This window comes from Micromonospora sp. WMMD956, assembly GCF_029626125.1.
Taxonomy (GTDB): Bacteria; Actinomycetota; Actinomycetes; order Mycobacteriales; family Micromonosporaceae; genus Micromonospora; species Micromonospora carbonacea.
Genome location: NZ_JARUBI010000005.1, coordinates 6,644,346 through 6,657,512, shown reverse-complemented (window position 1 = coordinate 6,657,512; position 13,167 = coordinate 6,644,346). Strand labels below are relative to the sequence as shown.

Sequence of the window (13,167 nt, the reverse complement as noted above, 5' to 3'; positions counted from 1 at the left end):
GCCCGGCGGCACCACCCCGCGACCCGTCCCCTTTGCTCTGCACCCACGGACGCAGCGCTCCACGCGGCGCGACCGTCCGATCTGGCCCCGGCCATCCGCGATCTCGTACGTGTGCAGGTGGACGGTGGTGTTGCGGATACGGGTGCAGAGCAAAGGGGATGTGGAATGTCCTGCGGGGTCAACGAGCATGACGCAGAGTCACGCCGACCGGCACGGGGAAGCGTGGCCACAACCGGTAACGGAACGTCATTCGCGGTCAGAATGTCGCAATCGGGTTGACCGGGCTGCCGGACGTACGGGCGAAGCGGATCGGCGCGACTGCGAGGTGGAAGTCCCACTGGCCGAGCTCGGCAGCCGTCGCCGCGCACGCCTCCAGGTCGCAGTTGTCGAGCAGCCACAGACCCATCGCGACGAGGCCCACGGCGTGAACCGGCATCAACACGTCGTCGTACCCCGACGGTTGGACGTCCTGCGGGGTGTCGGCACCGATCAGCGCGACGCCGCGTTCGTGCAGCCACGGCAGGCAGGACGCGTGCCAGCCGGCCTGCGTGAAACCGATGGACTCGCCGGCCTCGTGCCGGGCACGGCCATGGCCGGTCCGTAGGAGCACCGCATCGCCGGATCGCACCCGCACACCCTGGCGGCGCTCGGCCTCCTCGAGATCGTCGGGAAACACACCCTGCCCTGGGGCCAACCACGGCACACCGCGGGCCCCTGCGACGTCCAGCAGGACACCACGCGTGATGATGCCGTTCGCCGCCGCCGTGACGGCCGCCCACGCCGATCCCGTTGCGGGGTCGACCAACGAATGCGACCGCCCGTTGTACATCGTGCCGTCCCAGAAGACGTGGCACGGCGAGTCGACGTGGGTGAGCGTGTTGCCGTGGAACGTCATGCCGATCCGCTCGGAGGAGAAGCCCCAGCGCCGGTCGGCGTGGAAGCCGGGCACCGGCATGTTCTCGGCACCCGGCATGTCGGCGGCGCACGGGCACGACGTCGTCGACCGCTCCATGTCCGCCGGCGCGGCAACCTCCCACGCGCACGAGACGCTCCTACCGTGGCGCACGGCCCGCGCCGCCGCCAGCCGGACGTCGTCGGTGATGTGGTTCAGAGTGCCGCGCTGGTCTTCGTCGCCCCACCGTCCCCAGTTGGACAGCAGGTTGAAATACCCGAGCACGTCGTCCTGCGTCGGCATCGCACGCCCTGCCGTCATCCCAGCATCGCTCCTCCGGTCATGCGGTGTGAAACACCGCAGGCAGGGTATCCCGCCGTCCGATCGAAGACCGTGATGACCGGCCGATCAAAAACAACGTCTGCTCCGCCGGCCGCGCACCCGGCATACGTGGCCGGGTGCGCGGTGAATGATCGTCGTCAGCGAGTGGACCTGTGGGCGCGGACGAAACTGGACCAGGCGGCGGGGGAGAAGGTGAGGACGGGTCCCGATGGATTCTTACTGTCGCGTACGGCGACGAGGCCGGGCAGATTGTCGGCGACCTCGACGCAGTTGCCGCCGTTGTCGCCGCTGCGGGTGCTCTTGCGCCATTGGGCGTTGGTCAGGTCAGCCATGATGGACCTCTCCGATGATCTTGTTGACCAGTTGCCTTGATTGTTGCTCATCGAGGGCCAGTGACGTCAGGCTTGCCCACACCTCTTCGTAGATGGCGAGTTCTTCCTTGCGGTCGAGGTAGAGCGCGCCGGTCAGCGACTCGCTGTAGACGACGGATGGCTCGGGCTCGACCCTGTTGCGGAGGGGGAAGTCCAGCATGACGAAGGGGCCGGCGACCGCGCCGAAGTGCAGACCGGCTGCGAGTGGGAGCACCCGGATCGAGACATGCGGGAGCTTGCCCGCGTCGAGCAGGTGTCGTAGCTGTTCGGCCATCGTTGCGGGGTTGCCGACGACGCGGAGCAGGACCGCCTCGGAGAGAACGACCTCGAACTGGGGCGGCGGTGGGAGCCGGCGTTCCAGCAACGTTTGCCGTTGCAGGCGGACATCGACCAGCCGGTCGCGTTCCTCCTGCGAGATGCGTGAACGATGCTGGTAGACGCCCTGAGCGTAGCCTCGGGTCTGGAGCAGCCCGGGAATCAGCGTGTCGTCGTATTCGCGTAGCCGGGATGCGGCGGACTCCAGGCCCACGTACATCTCGAACCAGTCGGGGATGGCGTCGCCGTACGAGTGCCACCAGCCCTTGGCTCTGGTTTCGGCCGCCAGGGCGGTCAGGGCCTTGGTCAGCTCGCGCGTCGCCCCGTACACCTGGCACATGCCCTGGACGTCGATGGGCCGGACGGCGCCCAGGCCGCTCTCGATGCGCCAGACCTTCTGCCGGCTGCAGTAGAGCGCCTCGGCCGCGCCGTCGAGGGTCACGCCCGCCTCGGTGCGCAGGTCGCGCAGCGCCCGCCCGAGTTGTCGTCGTGGCACTGTCGATCCCATGTCTTCGGCCATCCGCTCCCGGCTCCTCTCGGTGTTGCATTTTGTTACCTGCATCTTGGCTTCGGTGAAACATCGGAATGGTGCCCTGGGAGTGATTCGGGAGGTGGGCGACCATTCGATTGGTCTGCGCTTTCGACCCTACAAGATGCCTCCGACGAGAGCTATCACCGTGCAATTCCCACGCGGTGTCCAGTGAGGCTGGTGCGGGCGGGATCTTGCCCCTGGCCTGCTCGGCATCGATGTGCAACGATGACGCCTCGAAGTGCCGAATGCTGTTGTCGACCGGTGACGCAATGCGTCGATCCGGCCGGTCATCGTGGGAAGGGGCGCCCGGCTCTTGTCGTCGATACTTCTCTTCGTCGTCGGTGCCGCACTGCTGATCTACAGCGCGGAAAAGCTGATCTCCTATCTCGTCGGTGCCGCGTCCGGCCTGCGCGTCTCCGTCTTTCTGCTCGCGATCGTATTCACCGGAATAGAGTTCGACGACGTCGCCTTCGGGGTGGCGCTCAAGATGGAGGACCTCAGCGGCGTCGCGCTCGGCACCGTCTTCGGCACGGCGATTTCGATGGTTGGGGTGGTGCTCGCCCTCGCCGCGATCATCTCGCCCACCCGGGTCGCGGTCCCGGGTCGCTACCTCGCCCTGTTCGCCGTCGCGCCCCTGGTGCTGATCCCCTTCCTCGTGTTCGGGCCCCTCACCCCGCTCCACGGCGTGCTGCTCCTGCTGCTGTTCGCGTTCTTCCTCGGCTACGTGGCGATGCGGGAGCTTCGGCGGGGCACGCCGGCTACCGGCACGCCGCCCCTCGGCGTGCCGATGCCGTTCGACCGGGCCCGGCCGCTTCCCGGCTGGGTGGCGATCGGGCTGGCCGTCGTCGCGCTCGTCGGTCTCGTCGTCGGTGCGGCCATGACCAGCATCGGCACCGAGGGCCTGCTGGAGGAGTTCCGGATCCAGGGGGCCCTGTTCGGTGCCACCATCGCCACCCTCGTGCTCACCCTGGAGGACGTGCTCCTGACCGTCGAGCCCACCCGCAAGGGCACCGCCGACATCGGCCTCGCGAACGTCGTCGGCAGCGTCGTCTTCGGCGTGACCGGGAAGCTCGGCATCATCCTGCTCGTCGGGGGCAGCATCGTCGTCGACGACGAGGTGCTCTCCTGGCACCTCCCGGTGCTCGTCGGCATGACCGCCCTCGCCGCCTGCTTCCTCTCCACCGGCCGGCTGCGGCGCTGGCACGGGTACGTGCTGCTCGCCGCCTACGTCGCGTACTGGGTCGTCAGCTTCGCCGTCTTCGGCGAGGCCCCGGTCGAGGCCGACTGACCGGCGACGACCCGATCCGCGACGCAGGAAGGCCTACGGCTGGCCGGACGGCAGCGGCAAGGTCACCGGCTGCACCGGCCAGCACCGGGAGGCGCTGCGACGGGCCCGCCGCGGTCCGGGTCAGCGAACCTCGCAGGGTGCGCCGTTGACGGTGAAGGCCCTGGGTGGCGCGTCGCTGTCGTGCCACGTGCCCTGGATGCCGAACGTCGCGGTGCCTGCGGGGGAGATGACGGCGTTCCAGGTCTCGTTGCGGGCCGTGACGGTGGTGCCGGTCTGGGCGATGGCCGCGTTCCAGCCGCCGGTGACGCGCTGGTCGCCGGCGAAGTCGAAGGCGAGCGTCCAGCCGTTGATCGGTGCGCCCGCGATGGCGGCGATGGTGACCTCGGCGACGAAGCCGCCGGCCCACCGGCTGACGTTGCGGTACGTCACCGCGCATCCCGACGGGGGCGGCACCGCGGTGATCTCCAGGCTGGCGGAGCCCGCGTCGAGCAGCGTGCTGCCGAGGGTGAACTGGGCGGTGACCAGGATTCGGGTGGCGGTGCAGCCGGGATACGTGTTGTGGCGGGACGTCGCCGTGAACGTCCCACCGGCCTCGATGGTGACCGGGCTTGCCGGGAGGGGCTCCACGATGGGGCATCCGGGCGGGACGCCGGGGCCGGAGCCGAGGAACTGTTGGTAGGAGAAGAACGAGGCCTGCTGTGGCGTGTCGGTGCAGTTCTGCGCGACGACCGTCAGGGTGCTGCCCTGGCCGGGCATGACCTGGGGCGGCGACCAGGTCATCGACGTGATCCGGACGGTGCCGGTGCAGGCCGGATCGGCGGCCTGCGCGGGGGCGGGGGCGGTGAGGGCGGCGCCGGTGGTCAACAGCGCGGCGAGGACGGCGGCGAGCTTGCGCAACGAAACCTCCTACGGGACGAATGCGAGCCGTTGCACAGCACACCGAACATACTGATGTAAGTCAATCGCTGGCCCCTTGCCGGATCCTGGGCGAAGGCGCGCGCGAGGTGGCTGGTGTGCCGAGGAGCCGCTCGATGAGGCGGGCCTCGCCCGGCCAGGCGGCCAGCAGGACGTCCCGGGGCACCTGCCGGCCGGCGTAGCGCAGGGCGAGCGCCACCACGACGATGTCGTCGAGGGGCCCGATGACGGGCAGGAACTCGGGGATCAGGTCGACGGGGCTGGCCACCCAGAGGCCGGCGAGCAGGACGGCGACCTTGGCCCGGCGGGGCACCCTGGGGTCCCGGCGCAGCCGGCGGACCATGGTGACGCAGTCCGGGACGAAGGCGGCGAGATCCCGCAGCAGGCCGGGCGGGAGCCGGCGGGCCAGCAGGATCAGCAGCGCCCACGAGGCGAGCAGCAGCGCGACCGCGCCGGCCAGGGCGGTGGCCCAGTCGCGCCAGACAAGGCCATGATCGGGTACGAGGTGCACGACTCGTCAACGTAGTCGCGCCCCCGGAGGACGTGGGCAGGAGGTGCGGGTGTCAGCAGGAGCCCTCGTGCCAGCTGAGCTGCGTCACGGTCACCGGCAGGTAGAAGATGTTGCCGCCGGGGGGCGTGCAGAGCGTGTAGTGGCTCGTCGACCCGTCCGGCCAGGTGTAGGAGTATTTCATGTCGACGTTGCGGGGCGTGTAGTTGTAGTAGGTCTTCGCCGGGACGCTGCCGGACCACTCGCCAGCGCTCACCAGGGACGGAGTCTCCACGGGGGCGGGGTTCGGGTGCGCCCAGTTGGGCCAGACGCAGAACGTGCCCTGTGCGCAGTTTCCGGGCGGCCACGCCTCGGAGGACTGGGAAGCTGCCGCCGATGCGGTGGGCGCGGTGGCGAGCAGGGTCGCGGCGGACGCCGCGACGGCAAGGGACTTCAGCAGCATGGCGTTCCTCCCCGAATATTCATCGAACCCGGTCAAATTAACACCGGTGTAGTTGAGCGGTCAAGCAGTTGGGCGGCGTGGTACGTGCCAGCTGTCATCAGGGCTGCGTATAGGGCAACCTTCGAGAACCGGGGTGGTGGCAGCCGGTGTGAAACTCATGGATCTCTTACTCCCGGAAGGCGGAGTCATCATGAGTAACGACACCGTGCTCATACTTTTTCCCATCGCCGTCGGCATCGTCATGCTCGGGCTCGGCCTCACGCTGACCCTCGACGACTTTCGCCGCGTGGTGCGCTACCCCAAGGCGATGGTCGTCTGCCTGGTCTCCCAGATGCTGATCCTGCCGGCGATCTGCCTGGGCCTGGTCGTCGCGTTCGACCTGCGGCCCGAGCTTGCGGTCGGCATGATGCTGCTCGCCGCCTCGCCGGGCGGCAGCACCGCCAGCCTCTACAGTCACCTGTTCAAGGGTGACCTCGCGCTCAACATCTCGTTGACCGCCGTCAACTCGGTGCTCGCGCTGTTCACCCTGCCGGTCATCGTGAACCTGTCGGTGGCGGGCTTCGTAGGCTCGGACAGCTCGATCGGCCTCCAGTTCGACAAGGTGATCCAGGTGTTCGCCCTGGTGCTGATCCCGATCGCGATCGGCATGGCCATCCGGGCGAGATTCACCGACGCCGCCCTGCGGTTGGAGCGCGCCGTCAAGGTCCTGTCGGTGGTGGTGCTGATCCTGATGATCTCCAGTGTGATCGCCGGCCTCGGCTCGGAGGTGTTCGACATCCTCGGCGAGATCATCCTCGCGGTGGTGGCGTTCAACCTGATCAGCATGGGCCTCGGCTACTTCGGCCCCCGGCTGCTGCGCGTCGGCGAGCGGGAGTCGATCGCCTCGGCCTTCGAGATCGGCCTGCACAACGCCAGCCTGGCCATCACCATCGGAATGAGCCCGACGCTGCTCGACAACTCGACGATGGCGATGCCGTCGGTGACGTACGGCTTCGTCATGTTCTTCACCGCCGCCGTCTTCGGCGTCGTCGTCTCCCGGCGGGTGCGCGCGGGCACCGCCACCGGCGACTTCTCGGCGGCCCCGAGCCGGGTGTGATCCCCTGCCCGCGCCGGATCCGATCCCGGTCGGGTCCGGCGCGGCTGTGCTCGCGACCGTCGTCTCTACCGCAGGGCGGGCTACCGGGGCCTGTCCCGTTCCGGGGTCGCCCACCGAACCGCCAGTTGTGCACCTCGATGTCGCCGTACCGGTCCGGACGGCGCGTGCCACGTCCGGGCCCGGTGCCAGGACCAACGCCGCAGTGCCCAGCCAACTGGCGCCGGTGTCGGACAGCAGCAGCCCGAAGGCGACGAGCTCGTCCGAGTCGAGCGGCACGGCGAGGTCGGCCGCCCGCCCCGTGCCGAGGCCCAGCACCAGGTAATCGGTTGCCGCCGGTCCCACCGATTGCGGGGTGCTGGATCCGGCACCGCATCCACCTGGCAACCGCGGGCAGGTCGCCCGCGAGCAGCCGCCCGGCCCTCGACGATCTTGCAGTTTGGGCCCCTTGGCTGGGCGATAAGCACCATATGTCGGGGCCGCAAGTGCAAGATCGGCGGGGTGGGGAGCGCGGGGCGGGGAGCGCGGGGCGGGTTGGGTGGGCGGGGCCGGATCGAAGGAGAGAAGTCATGGTGGATCGAAAGCGGCTGGCCCTGCTGGCCACCACCACCGCGAGTGTCGTCGTCGCCGCTGCCGAGGTGGGACCGTGGCCCAGGCGGCGGCAGCCGGGTGCGCCGTACGCTACGAGGTCTCCGCACAGTGGTCGGGCGGTTTCAACGCCGACGTCACCGTCACCAACCTCGGTGACCTGCTGACCTCCTGGCGGCTCACCTGGACGTACGCCTCCGGCCAGCAGGTGTCGCAGGCGTGGAACGCCACGGTGACCCAGAGCGGCGCTCAGGTGACCGCGACCAACGCCGCGTACAACGGCGCGATCGGCGCGGGCGGCACCGCCGGCTTCGGCCTCACCGGCTTGTAGAGCGGCGTCAACGCCGTGCCCACCAACTTCGCGGTCAACGGGGTGACCTGCAACGGCCCGACCAGCCCACCGACGAGCTGATGATCTGGTTGTACCGCTCCAACGCGTCCCCGGCCGGCTGCCGCCAGGGCACCGTCACGATCGCCGGCACCACGTGGGAGATCTGGCGCGGCTACGTCGGCACCTGGAACGTCTACTCGTACGTGCGGACCAGCAACACCACCAACGCGAACCTCAACATCCGCGACTTCACCAATGACCTGGTTTCCCGGGGCTGGATGAGCAGCTCGAAGTACCTGACCAGCGTCCAGGCGGGGCCCGAGATCTTCCACCGGAAACGGCCAGGTCACCACCAGCACCTACTCGGTCACCATCAGCTGACGCGGCCGGCTGACCGGGGCGGCCGATCGGACACCCGCACCCGGTCAGCCGCCCCGGTCAGCGCGACGACGGCGCGTCCGGGGGCGCCACGCAGGCCGGCGGGAGGTGGAACCAGCGCAGCGCCTCGACGCCGGGCGGCAGCCCGGTGGGGCCCTCGTCGAGGCGGTCGTCGCGGCCGGCGAGGATCCGCCGCGCCTCGCGCAGGTATCCGGCGAGGGCGTCCTCGCCGACCCGCTCCCGCCGGCCGACGGCCATCGGGCCGCCGGTCAGCAGAGGGCCCAGGTCGGCCAGGCGCAGCGGCCGCCCCGGGCCGCGGCGGTGCCGCCACAGGCCGGTGCGGGCGTCGAACCGGTAGTCGGTCAGCAGCCGGTGCCCGTGCCGGGCGATCAGGTCGACCGCGTCGACGAGATAGTCGGCGACCACGTCGGAGACGAAGTAGTTGAAGGTGAGCCGCGCCCAGCCGGGCTTGATCCCCTCGCAGCCGAGGGCGATCTCCTCCCGGAACGCGCGGGAGCGTTCCTCGTCGATCCCCAGCAGGCGGTGGCCGTAGGGTCCCGCGCAGGAGCAGCCCCCGCGCGCCTGGATGCCGAACAGGTCGTTGAGCAACGCGACGACGAAGTTGTGGTGCAGGTGCCGGTCGCCGTGGCGGATCTGCACCGACACGATGGGCAGCCGCCGGGCCCGGGTGCTGCCGAGGATCTCGATCCCCGGGTTCGCCGACCAGCGGCGCAGCGCCCGGGACCACAGCCGCTCCTCGCGGGCCCGGATGACGTCGGTGCCGACGGCCTGCTTGAGGGCGAACACCAGCCCCGCCCGGATGGACTCGACGATCGCCGGCGTGCCGCCCTCCTCCCGCGCGACCGGGTCGTCGAGGTAGCGGTGGCCGACCGGGTCGACGAACGCCACCGTGCCGCCACCCGGGGTCGTCGGCACCCGGTTGCGGGCCAGGTCCCGGCGCACCACCAGGATCCCGGGCGTCTGCGGGCCGCCGACGAACTTGTGCGGCGACAGGAAGACCGCGTCCTTGCCGTCGGCGGCCCCCGGGGTCGACTCGCCCATCCGGATCGGCACGTACGGGCCGGCGGCGGCGTAGTCCCAGCAGGACAGGGCGCCGTGGGCGTGCAGCAGCGCGGCGATCGAGTCGGTGTCGGAGAGGATCCCGGTGACGTTGGAGGCGGCGGAGAAGCTGCCGATGCGCAGCGGCCGGTCCGCGTACCGGGCCAGTTGCGCGGCGAGCTCCGCCCGGTCGATGTGCCCGTCCGGGTCCGCGCCGATGACGACCACCTCGGCGTACGTCTCGCGCCACGGCAGTTCGTTGGAGTGGTGCTCGTAGGGGCCCACGAACACCACCGGACGCTGCCGGGGCGGGATGCGGTCGAGCAGGCCGTGGCGGTGGGCCGGCCCGTGCGGCAGCCGCAGTTCGAGCATCCCGACCAGCTTGTCGACCGCCGCCGTGGCCCCCGAACCGCAGAAGACGACGACGTGCTCGTCGGTCCCGCCGACGGCGTCGTGGACGGTGCGCCGGGCGTCCTCGCGCAACCGCCCGGTGGCCAGGCCGGTGGCGGAGCTCTCGGTGTGGGTGTTGGCGTAGCGGGGCAGCACCCAGTCCCGGACGGCGTCCTCCACGAAGTCCAGCGCCCGCCCCGAGGCGGTGTAGTCGGCGTACGTGATCCGGCGCGGCCCGTAGGGCCCGTCCAGCACCTCGCCCTCGCCGACGACCCCGTCCCGGATCCGGGCCAGCAGCCGCTCCGCGCTGCCCGAAGTGACCGATGTCTCCATGACGTGCTGCCTCCCCGTGGCGCGACGGCGTCGGGGCAGGTCGGCGGGCGTCGATGCCCCGAGCGTCGGTCCCCAGTGTGCCCGAAGCGTCCGGGAGGGCTTCGCCGGCGGTGGCCGGCCGCCGCGCGACTGGTGCCGGGGCGGGCGTCGGTGCGACGATCGCGACCGTCCCTGCGGCCGATACGAGGAGAGCGCGATGGCCAGTGGTGCCGAGTTGGACGACTGCCGGCGGGTCGCCGAGGAGGCGGCGCGGCTCGGCGGCCGGGAGCTGCTGCTGCGCTTCGGCGACCATGGCCGGGTCGACCACAAGACGGCGTCCACCGACCTGGTGAGCGAGGCGGACCGGGCCAGCGAGGCGCGTATCGTGGCGCTGCTGCGCGCCCGTCGGCCCGACGACGGCATCGTCGCCGAGGAGGGCAGCGGCCACACCGGCAGCTCCGGGCTGCGCTGGGTGCTGGACCCCCTCGACGGGACCGTGAACTACGTCTCCGGCGTGCCGTTCTGGTGCGTCAGCGTGGCCTGCGAGGAGCGGACGCCGCACGGGTGGCGGCCGGTGGTCGGCGTGGTCCTCGACCCGGTGCACGACGAGTTGTTCCACGCCGTGCGGGGCCGGGGCGCGTTCCGCGACGACGTCCCGCTGGCCCGGCGCGCGGGCGTCGCGCTCGACGAGGTGATCCTCGCCGCCGGGTACGCGTACGACGTGGCCCACCGCAGGGTGCAGGCGGCCGTGGTCACCGACCTGGCCGGCGACGTGCGCGGGGTGCGGATGCTCGGCTCCACCGCGCTGGCCCTGGCCTGGATCGCGGCGGGGCGCTGCGACGCGTACGTCGAGGACCGCACCTTCCGGTGGGACTGGGCGGCCGGGCTGGTGATCGCCGTCGAGGCCGGCGCGGCCGTCGAGGTGAGCGGCAGCCGCGTCCTCGCCGCCCCGCCGGAGCTGATCGACGGGCTGCGTCCCCGGGTCGCCGCGCTGGGCTGACGCGGCCCGGCGCGGGCGGCGGCGCGGCCGGACGGGTGCGGCGGGCCGCCCGGCGAGGGGGTGCGCCGGACGGCCCGCCACGTGCGGGAGCGCTCAGCAGAGCGCGTGGAGGGGGCGGGGTACCGCGTCGCCTCAGATGAACAGGGTGTTCGGGCCCAGGCCGCAGGCGATCCGGCCGTACAGCTCGGTGTTGGTGTCGGGGTTGATCAGCCCGTGCAGGCTCATCGCGTTGACGTCGCGGACGATCCGCTGGATCGGCACGTCCCGGTAGATGGAGGTGCCGCCGCTGGCGGAGGCGAACAGGTCCACCGCCTCCTTGGCCAGCCGCGTCGCCCAGCCGTGGTCGGCGCGCACCCGGGCCCGCTCCTCGAGGGTCCACTCGGCGCCGGTGGCCGCCTTCGTGTCGACCAGGTCGGCGGCGTGGTAGGCGTGGAACTCGGCCTGCTCGATCTTCATGAGCGCGGTGCCGACCTTCAGGTGGGTGACCGGGGCCTCGCTCTGGTTCTCGTACTCCGTGTAGGTGATCTTCCGGCCGGGCAGCCGGTCGAAGAACTCGTCGCGGGCGGCCTTGGCCACGCCGACGGCCGCGCCCACGCCCGACGCCGCCGCGTTCAGCGCCGCCGGGGTGCGCCAGACGGGGGAGTCGGCGTTGCCCTGCGACAGGCCCTGCGGGATCATCGCCGCGCTCATCGGGATGATGTGGCTGTTCGGGACGAACAGGTCCCGGGCCACGGTGGTGACGCTGCCGGTCGCGGTCAGGCCGGTGGTGTACCAGTCGTCGACGATCTCCAGGCTGCCGATCGGCACCAGCGCCATGATCGGCTCCGGCTCGGCGTCGGGGCGCAGCACGACCACCGCGATCTCCTGCCACTGCGCATGGTGGGCCCCGCTGATGAAGTGCCAGTTGCCGTTGACGACGACGCCCCCGTCGGTGGGCACGGCCGTGCCGCCGACGCTGTTGGTGCCGCACACCCGGGCGTGGGGAACGGCGAACACCTCGTCCTGGGCCTCGTCGGGGAAGAGGCCGGCGAGCCAGGTGGGGATCCACAGCACCGAGGTGACCCACGCGGTGCTGGCGTCGCCCCGGCCCAGCTCCGTGGCGACCGCCACGAGGGTGCGGGTGTCCACCTCGTACCCGCCGTAGCGGCGGGGCGTGCGGAGCCTGAACAGCCCCGCCTCCTCGATCGCGGCGACCGTCTCGTCGTGCAGCCGCCGATTCTCCTCCTGCCACGCCGCGTGCTTGCGGATCAGCGGGACGAGACCCGCCGCCCGCTGGACCAGCTCCTCACGGGTGGGTGCTTCGGTGGTCGTGGACACGTGTCCTCCTCAACGGGGCGACCGGATCGACCGTGGTCGTGTCGGCCAGGCGTCCTCGACGCTGTCACACTCCGCGGGCCGTGGCCTCTTCCGGATTGCCCGGCGTCCACACAGGACAGGTGAGGGGGTGGGGGAGGGCACGAGGGGAGAAGTCGGCAGGCGGGGCCCGTGCCAGGCTCGCAGGTGTCGCCCGGCCTTTCCCAGGCCCGGCGGCGACCGTCGAGGGAGGAACGATGGCTTTTCCGCAGATCGTCTCGCGTGAGGAATGGACCACGGCCCGGGAGAAGCTCCTGGAGGAGGAGAAGGCGCTGACCCGGGCGCGCGACCAGCTCAGCGCCGCCCGCCGGGCCATGCCCGTGGTGCCGGTGGAGAAGGAGTACGTGTTCGCCTCGCCGTCGGGCCCGGTGACGCTGCTCGACCTGTTCCAGGGCCGCCGCCAGCTCATCGTGCGGCACTTCATGTTCGCCCCGGAGGCGAAGGAGGGCTGCGTCGGCTGCTCGATGCAGGCCGACAACGTCGGCAACCTGTCGCACATGCACGCCCGGGACACCTCGTTCGTGATGATCGCCCGCGCGCCGATCGAGAAGATCGAGCAGTTCAAGGCCCGGATGGGCTGGAGCCACATCCCGTGGGTCTCGTCGTTCGGCAGCGACTTCAACTACGACTTCAACGTCTCGATGGAGAAGGGCGAGCTGCCGGCCGTCAGCTCGTTCATCCGCGACGGCGAGAAGATCTACCACGCCAGCTCGGTGTTCGACCGGGGCGGCGAGGTGTTCATCAACACCTACAACTACCTCGACGTCACCCCGCTGGGGCGGCAGGAGGAGGGGCTGGCCCACCCGTGGGACTGGTGGCGTCACCACGACCGCTACGACTCCGACGAGGCCGCCAACCCGGGCGAGAACTGGTGGACCGGGGTCAACAAGTTCCGGGTGCGCCAGGACGGCGCGGCCGCCCAGCCGGCGGAGGCCGGCACGCAGTGACGCCGGTGCGGTGGGGCGGCGACGCCCCACCTGTCGGGGCGGCCGGTTCCCGGCCGGGCGGCGCGGGCCGTCCTCCGGGAGCCGGCCGCCGCCGTGTGCGCGGCGGCGGGC

The 13,167-nt window shown here is 71.2% G+C and carries 13 protein-coding genes; 5 read left to right on the top strand and 8 right to left on the bottom strand.

Features of this window, described 5'->3' with window-relative positions; translation table 11 throughout:
- Positions 1-256: 256 nt before the first annotated feature.
- From O7628_RS28895 to O7628_RS28885, 3 genes are all read right to left on the bottom strand, one after another.
- Positions 257-1,195, bottom strand: a complete 939-nt coding sequence (locus tag O7628_RS28895; protein ID WP_278135401.1) for a cyclase family protein — start codon at positions 1,193-1,195, stop codon at positions 257-259.
- Between the two features lie 176 nt (positions 1,196-1,371).
- The gene (locus O7628_RS28890; RefSeq protein ID WP_278135399.1) at positions 1,372-1,566 is read right to left on the bottom strand and encodes a DUF397 domain-containing protein; all 195 of its coding nucleotides are present in this window, start codon (positions 1,564-1,566) and stop codon (positions 1,372-1,374) included.
- Positions 1,559-2,440, bottom strand: coding sequence for a helix-turn-helix transcriptional regulator (locus O7628_RS28885; RefSeq protein ID WP_278135397.1), 882 nt, complete (start codon positions 2,438-2,440; stop codon positions 1,559-1,561). Before O7628_RS28885 ends, O7628_RS28890 begins: the two co-directional genes overlap by 8 nt.
- 325 nt (positions 2,441-2,765) lie before the next feature.
- On the opposite strand from O7628_RS28885, the gene O7628_RS28880 reads away from it, so the two are divergent.
- Positions 2,766-3,740, top strand: a complete 975-nt coding sequence (locus O7628_RS28880; RefSeq protein WP_278135395.1) for a hypothetical protein — start codon at positions 2,766-2,768, stop codon at positions 3,738-3,740.
- 120 nt (positions 3,741-3,860) lie between these two features.
- Here O7628_RS28880 and O7628_RS28875 read toward each other — a convergent pair whose 3' ends face one another.
- The 3 genes from O7628_RS28875 to O7628_RS28865 form a co-directional block, all read right to left on the bottom strand.
- Complete coding sequence (locus tag O7628_RS28875; protein ID WP_278135393.1) at positions 3,861-4,637, bottom strand: cellulose-binding domain-containing protein; 777 nt, start codon at positions 4,635-4,637, stop codon at positions 3,861-3,863.
- A gap of 61 nt (positions 4,638-4,698) precedes the next feature.
- Positions 4,699-5,115: a DUF1232 domain-containing protein gene (locus O7628_RS28870; protein WP_347405249.1), complete on the bottom strand. Its 417-nt coding sequence runs from the start codon at positions 5,113-5,115 to the stop codon at positions 4,699-4,701.
- A gap of 103 nt (positions 5,116-5,218) precedes the next feature.
- A complete protein-coding gene (locus O7628_RS28865; protein ID WP_278135389.1) occupies positions 5,219-5,605 on the bottom strand; it encodes a hypothetical protein in 387 nt (128 codons plus the stop codon).
- Between the two features lie 190 nt (positions 5,606-5,795).
- Between O7628_RS28865 and O7628_RS28860 the strand changes: the two genes are divergently transcribed.
- Positions 5,796-6,701 (top strand): bile acid:sodium symporter family protein, encoded by a 906-nt coding sequence (locus O7628_RS28860; RefSeq protein WP_043969027.1) that lies wholly within the window; start codon positions 5,796-5,798, stop codon positions 6,699-6,701.
- A 643-nt stretch (positions 6,702-7,344) separates the two neighbouring features.
- On the top strand, positions 7,345-7,617 hold the full coding sequence (locus tag O7628_RS28855) for a cellulose binding domain-containing protein (protein ID WP_278135386.1): 273 nt from the start codon (positions 7,345-7,347) through the stop codon (positions 7,615-7,617).
- Between the two features lie 438 nt (positions 7,618-8,055).
- Here O7628_RS28855 and O7628_RS28850 read toward each other — a convergent pair whose 3' ends face one another.
- The gene (locus O7628_RS28850; RefSeq protein WP_278135384.1) at positions 8,056-9,777 is read right to left on the bottom strand and encodes an aminotransferase class V-fold PLP-dependent enzyme; all 1,722 of its coding nucleotides are present in this window, start codon (positions 9,775-9,777) and stop codon (positions 8,056-8,058) included.
- Between the two features lie 196 nt (positions 9,778-9,973).
- Between O7628_RS28850 and O7628_RS28845 the strand changes: the two genes are divergently transcribed.
- Positions 9,974-10,756, top strand: coding sequence for an inositol monophosphatase family protein (locus tag O7628_RS28845; RefSeq protein ID WP_278135383.1), 783 nt, complete (start codon positions 9,974-9,976; stop codon positions 10,754-10,756).
- Between the two features lie 132 nt (positions 10,757-10,888).
- On the opposite strand, the gene O7628_RS28840 is transcribed toward O7628_RS28845, so the two are convergent.
- Entirely contained in the window at positions 10,889-12,073 is a 1,185-nt protein-coding gene (locus tag O7628_RS28840; protein WP_178065352.1) for an acyl-CoA dehydrogenase family protein, read from the bottom strand.
- A 233-nt stretch (positions 12,074-12,306) separates the two neighbouring features.
- On the opposite strand from O7628_RS28840, the gene O7628_RS28835 reads away from it, so the two are divergent.
- Positions 12,307-13,056, top strand: coding sequence for a DUF899 domain-containing protein (locus tag O7628_RS28835; protein ID WP_178065353.1), 750 nt, complete (start codon positions 12,307-12,309; stop codon positions 13,054-13,056).
- The last annotated feature ends 111 nt before the right edge of the window (positions 13,057-13,167 follow it).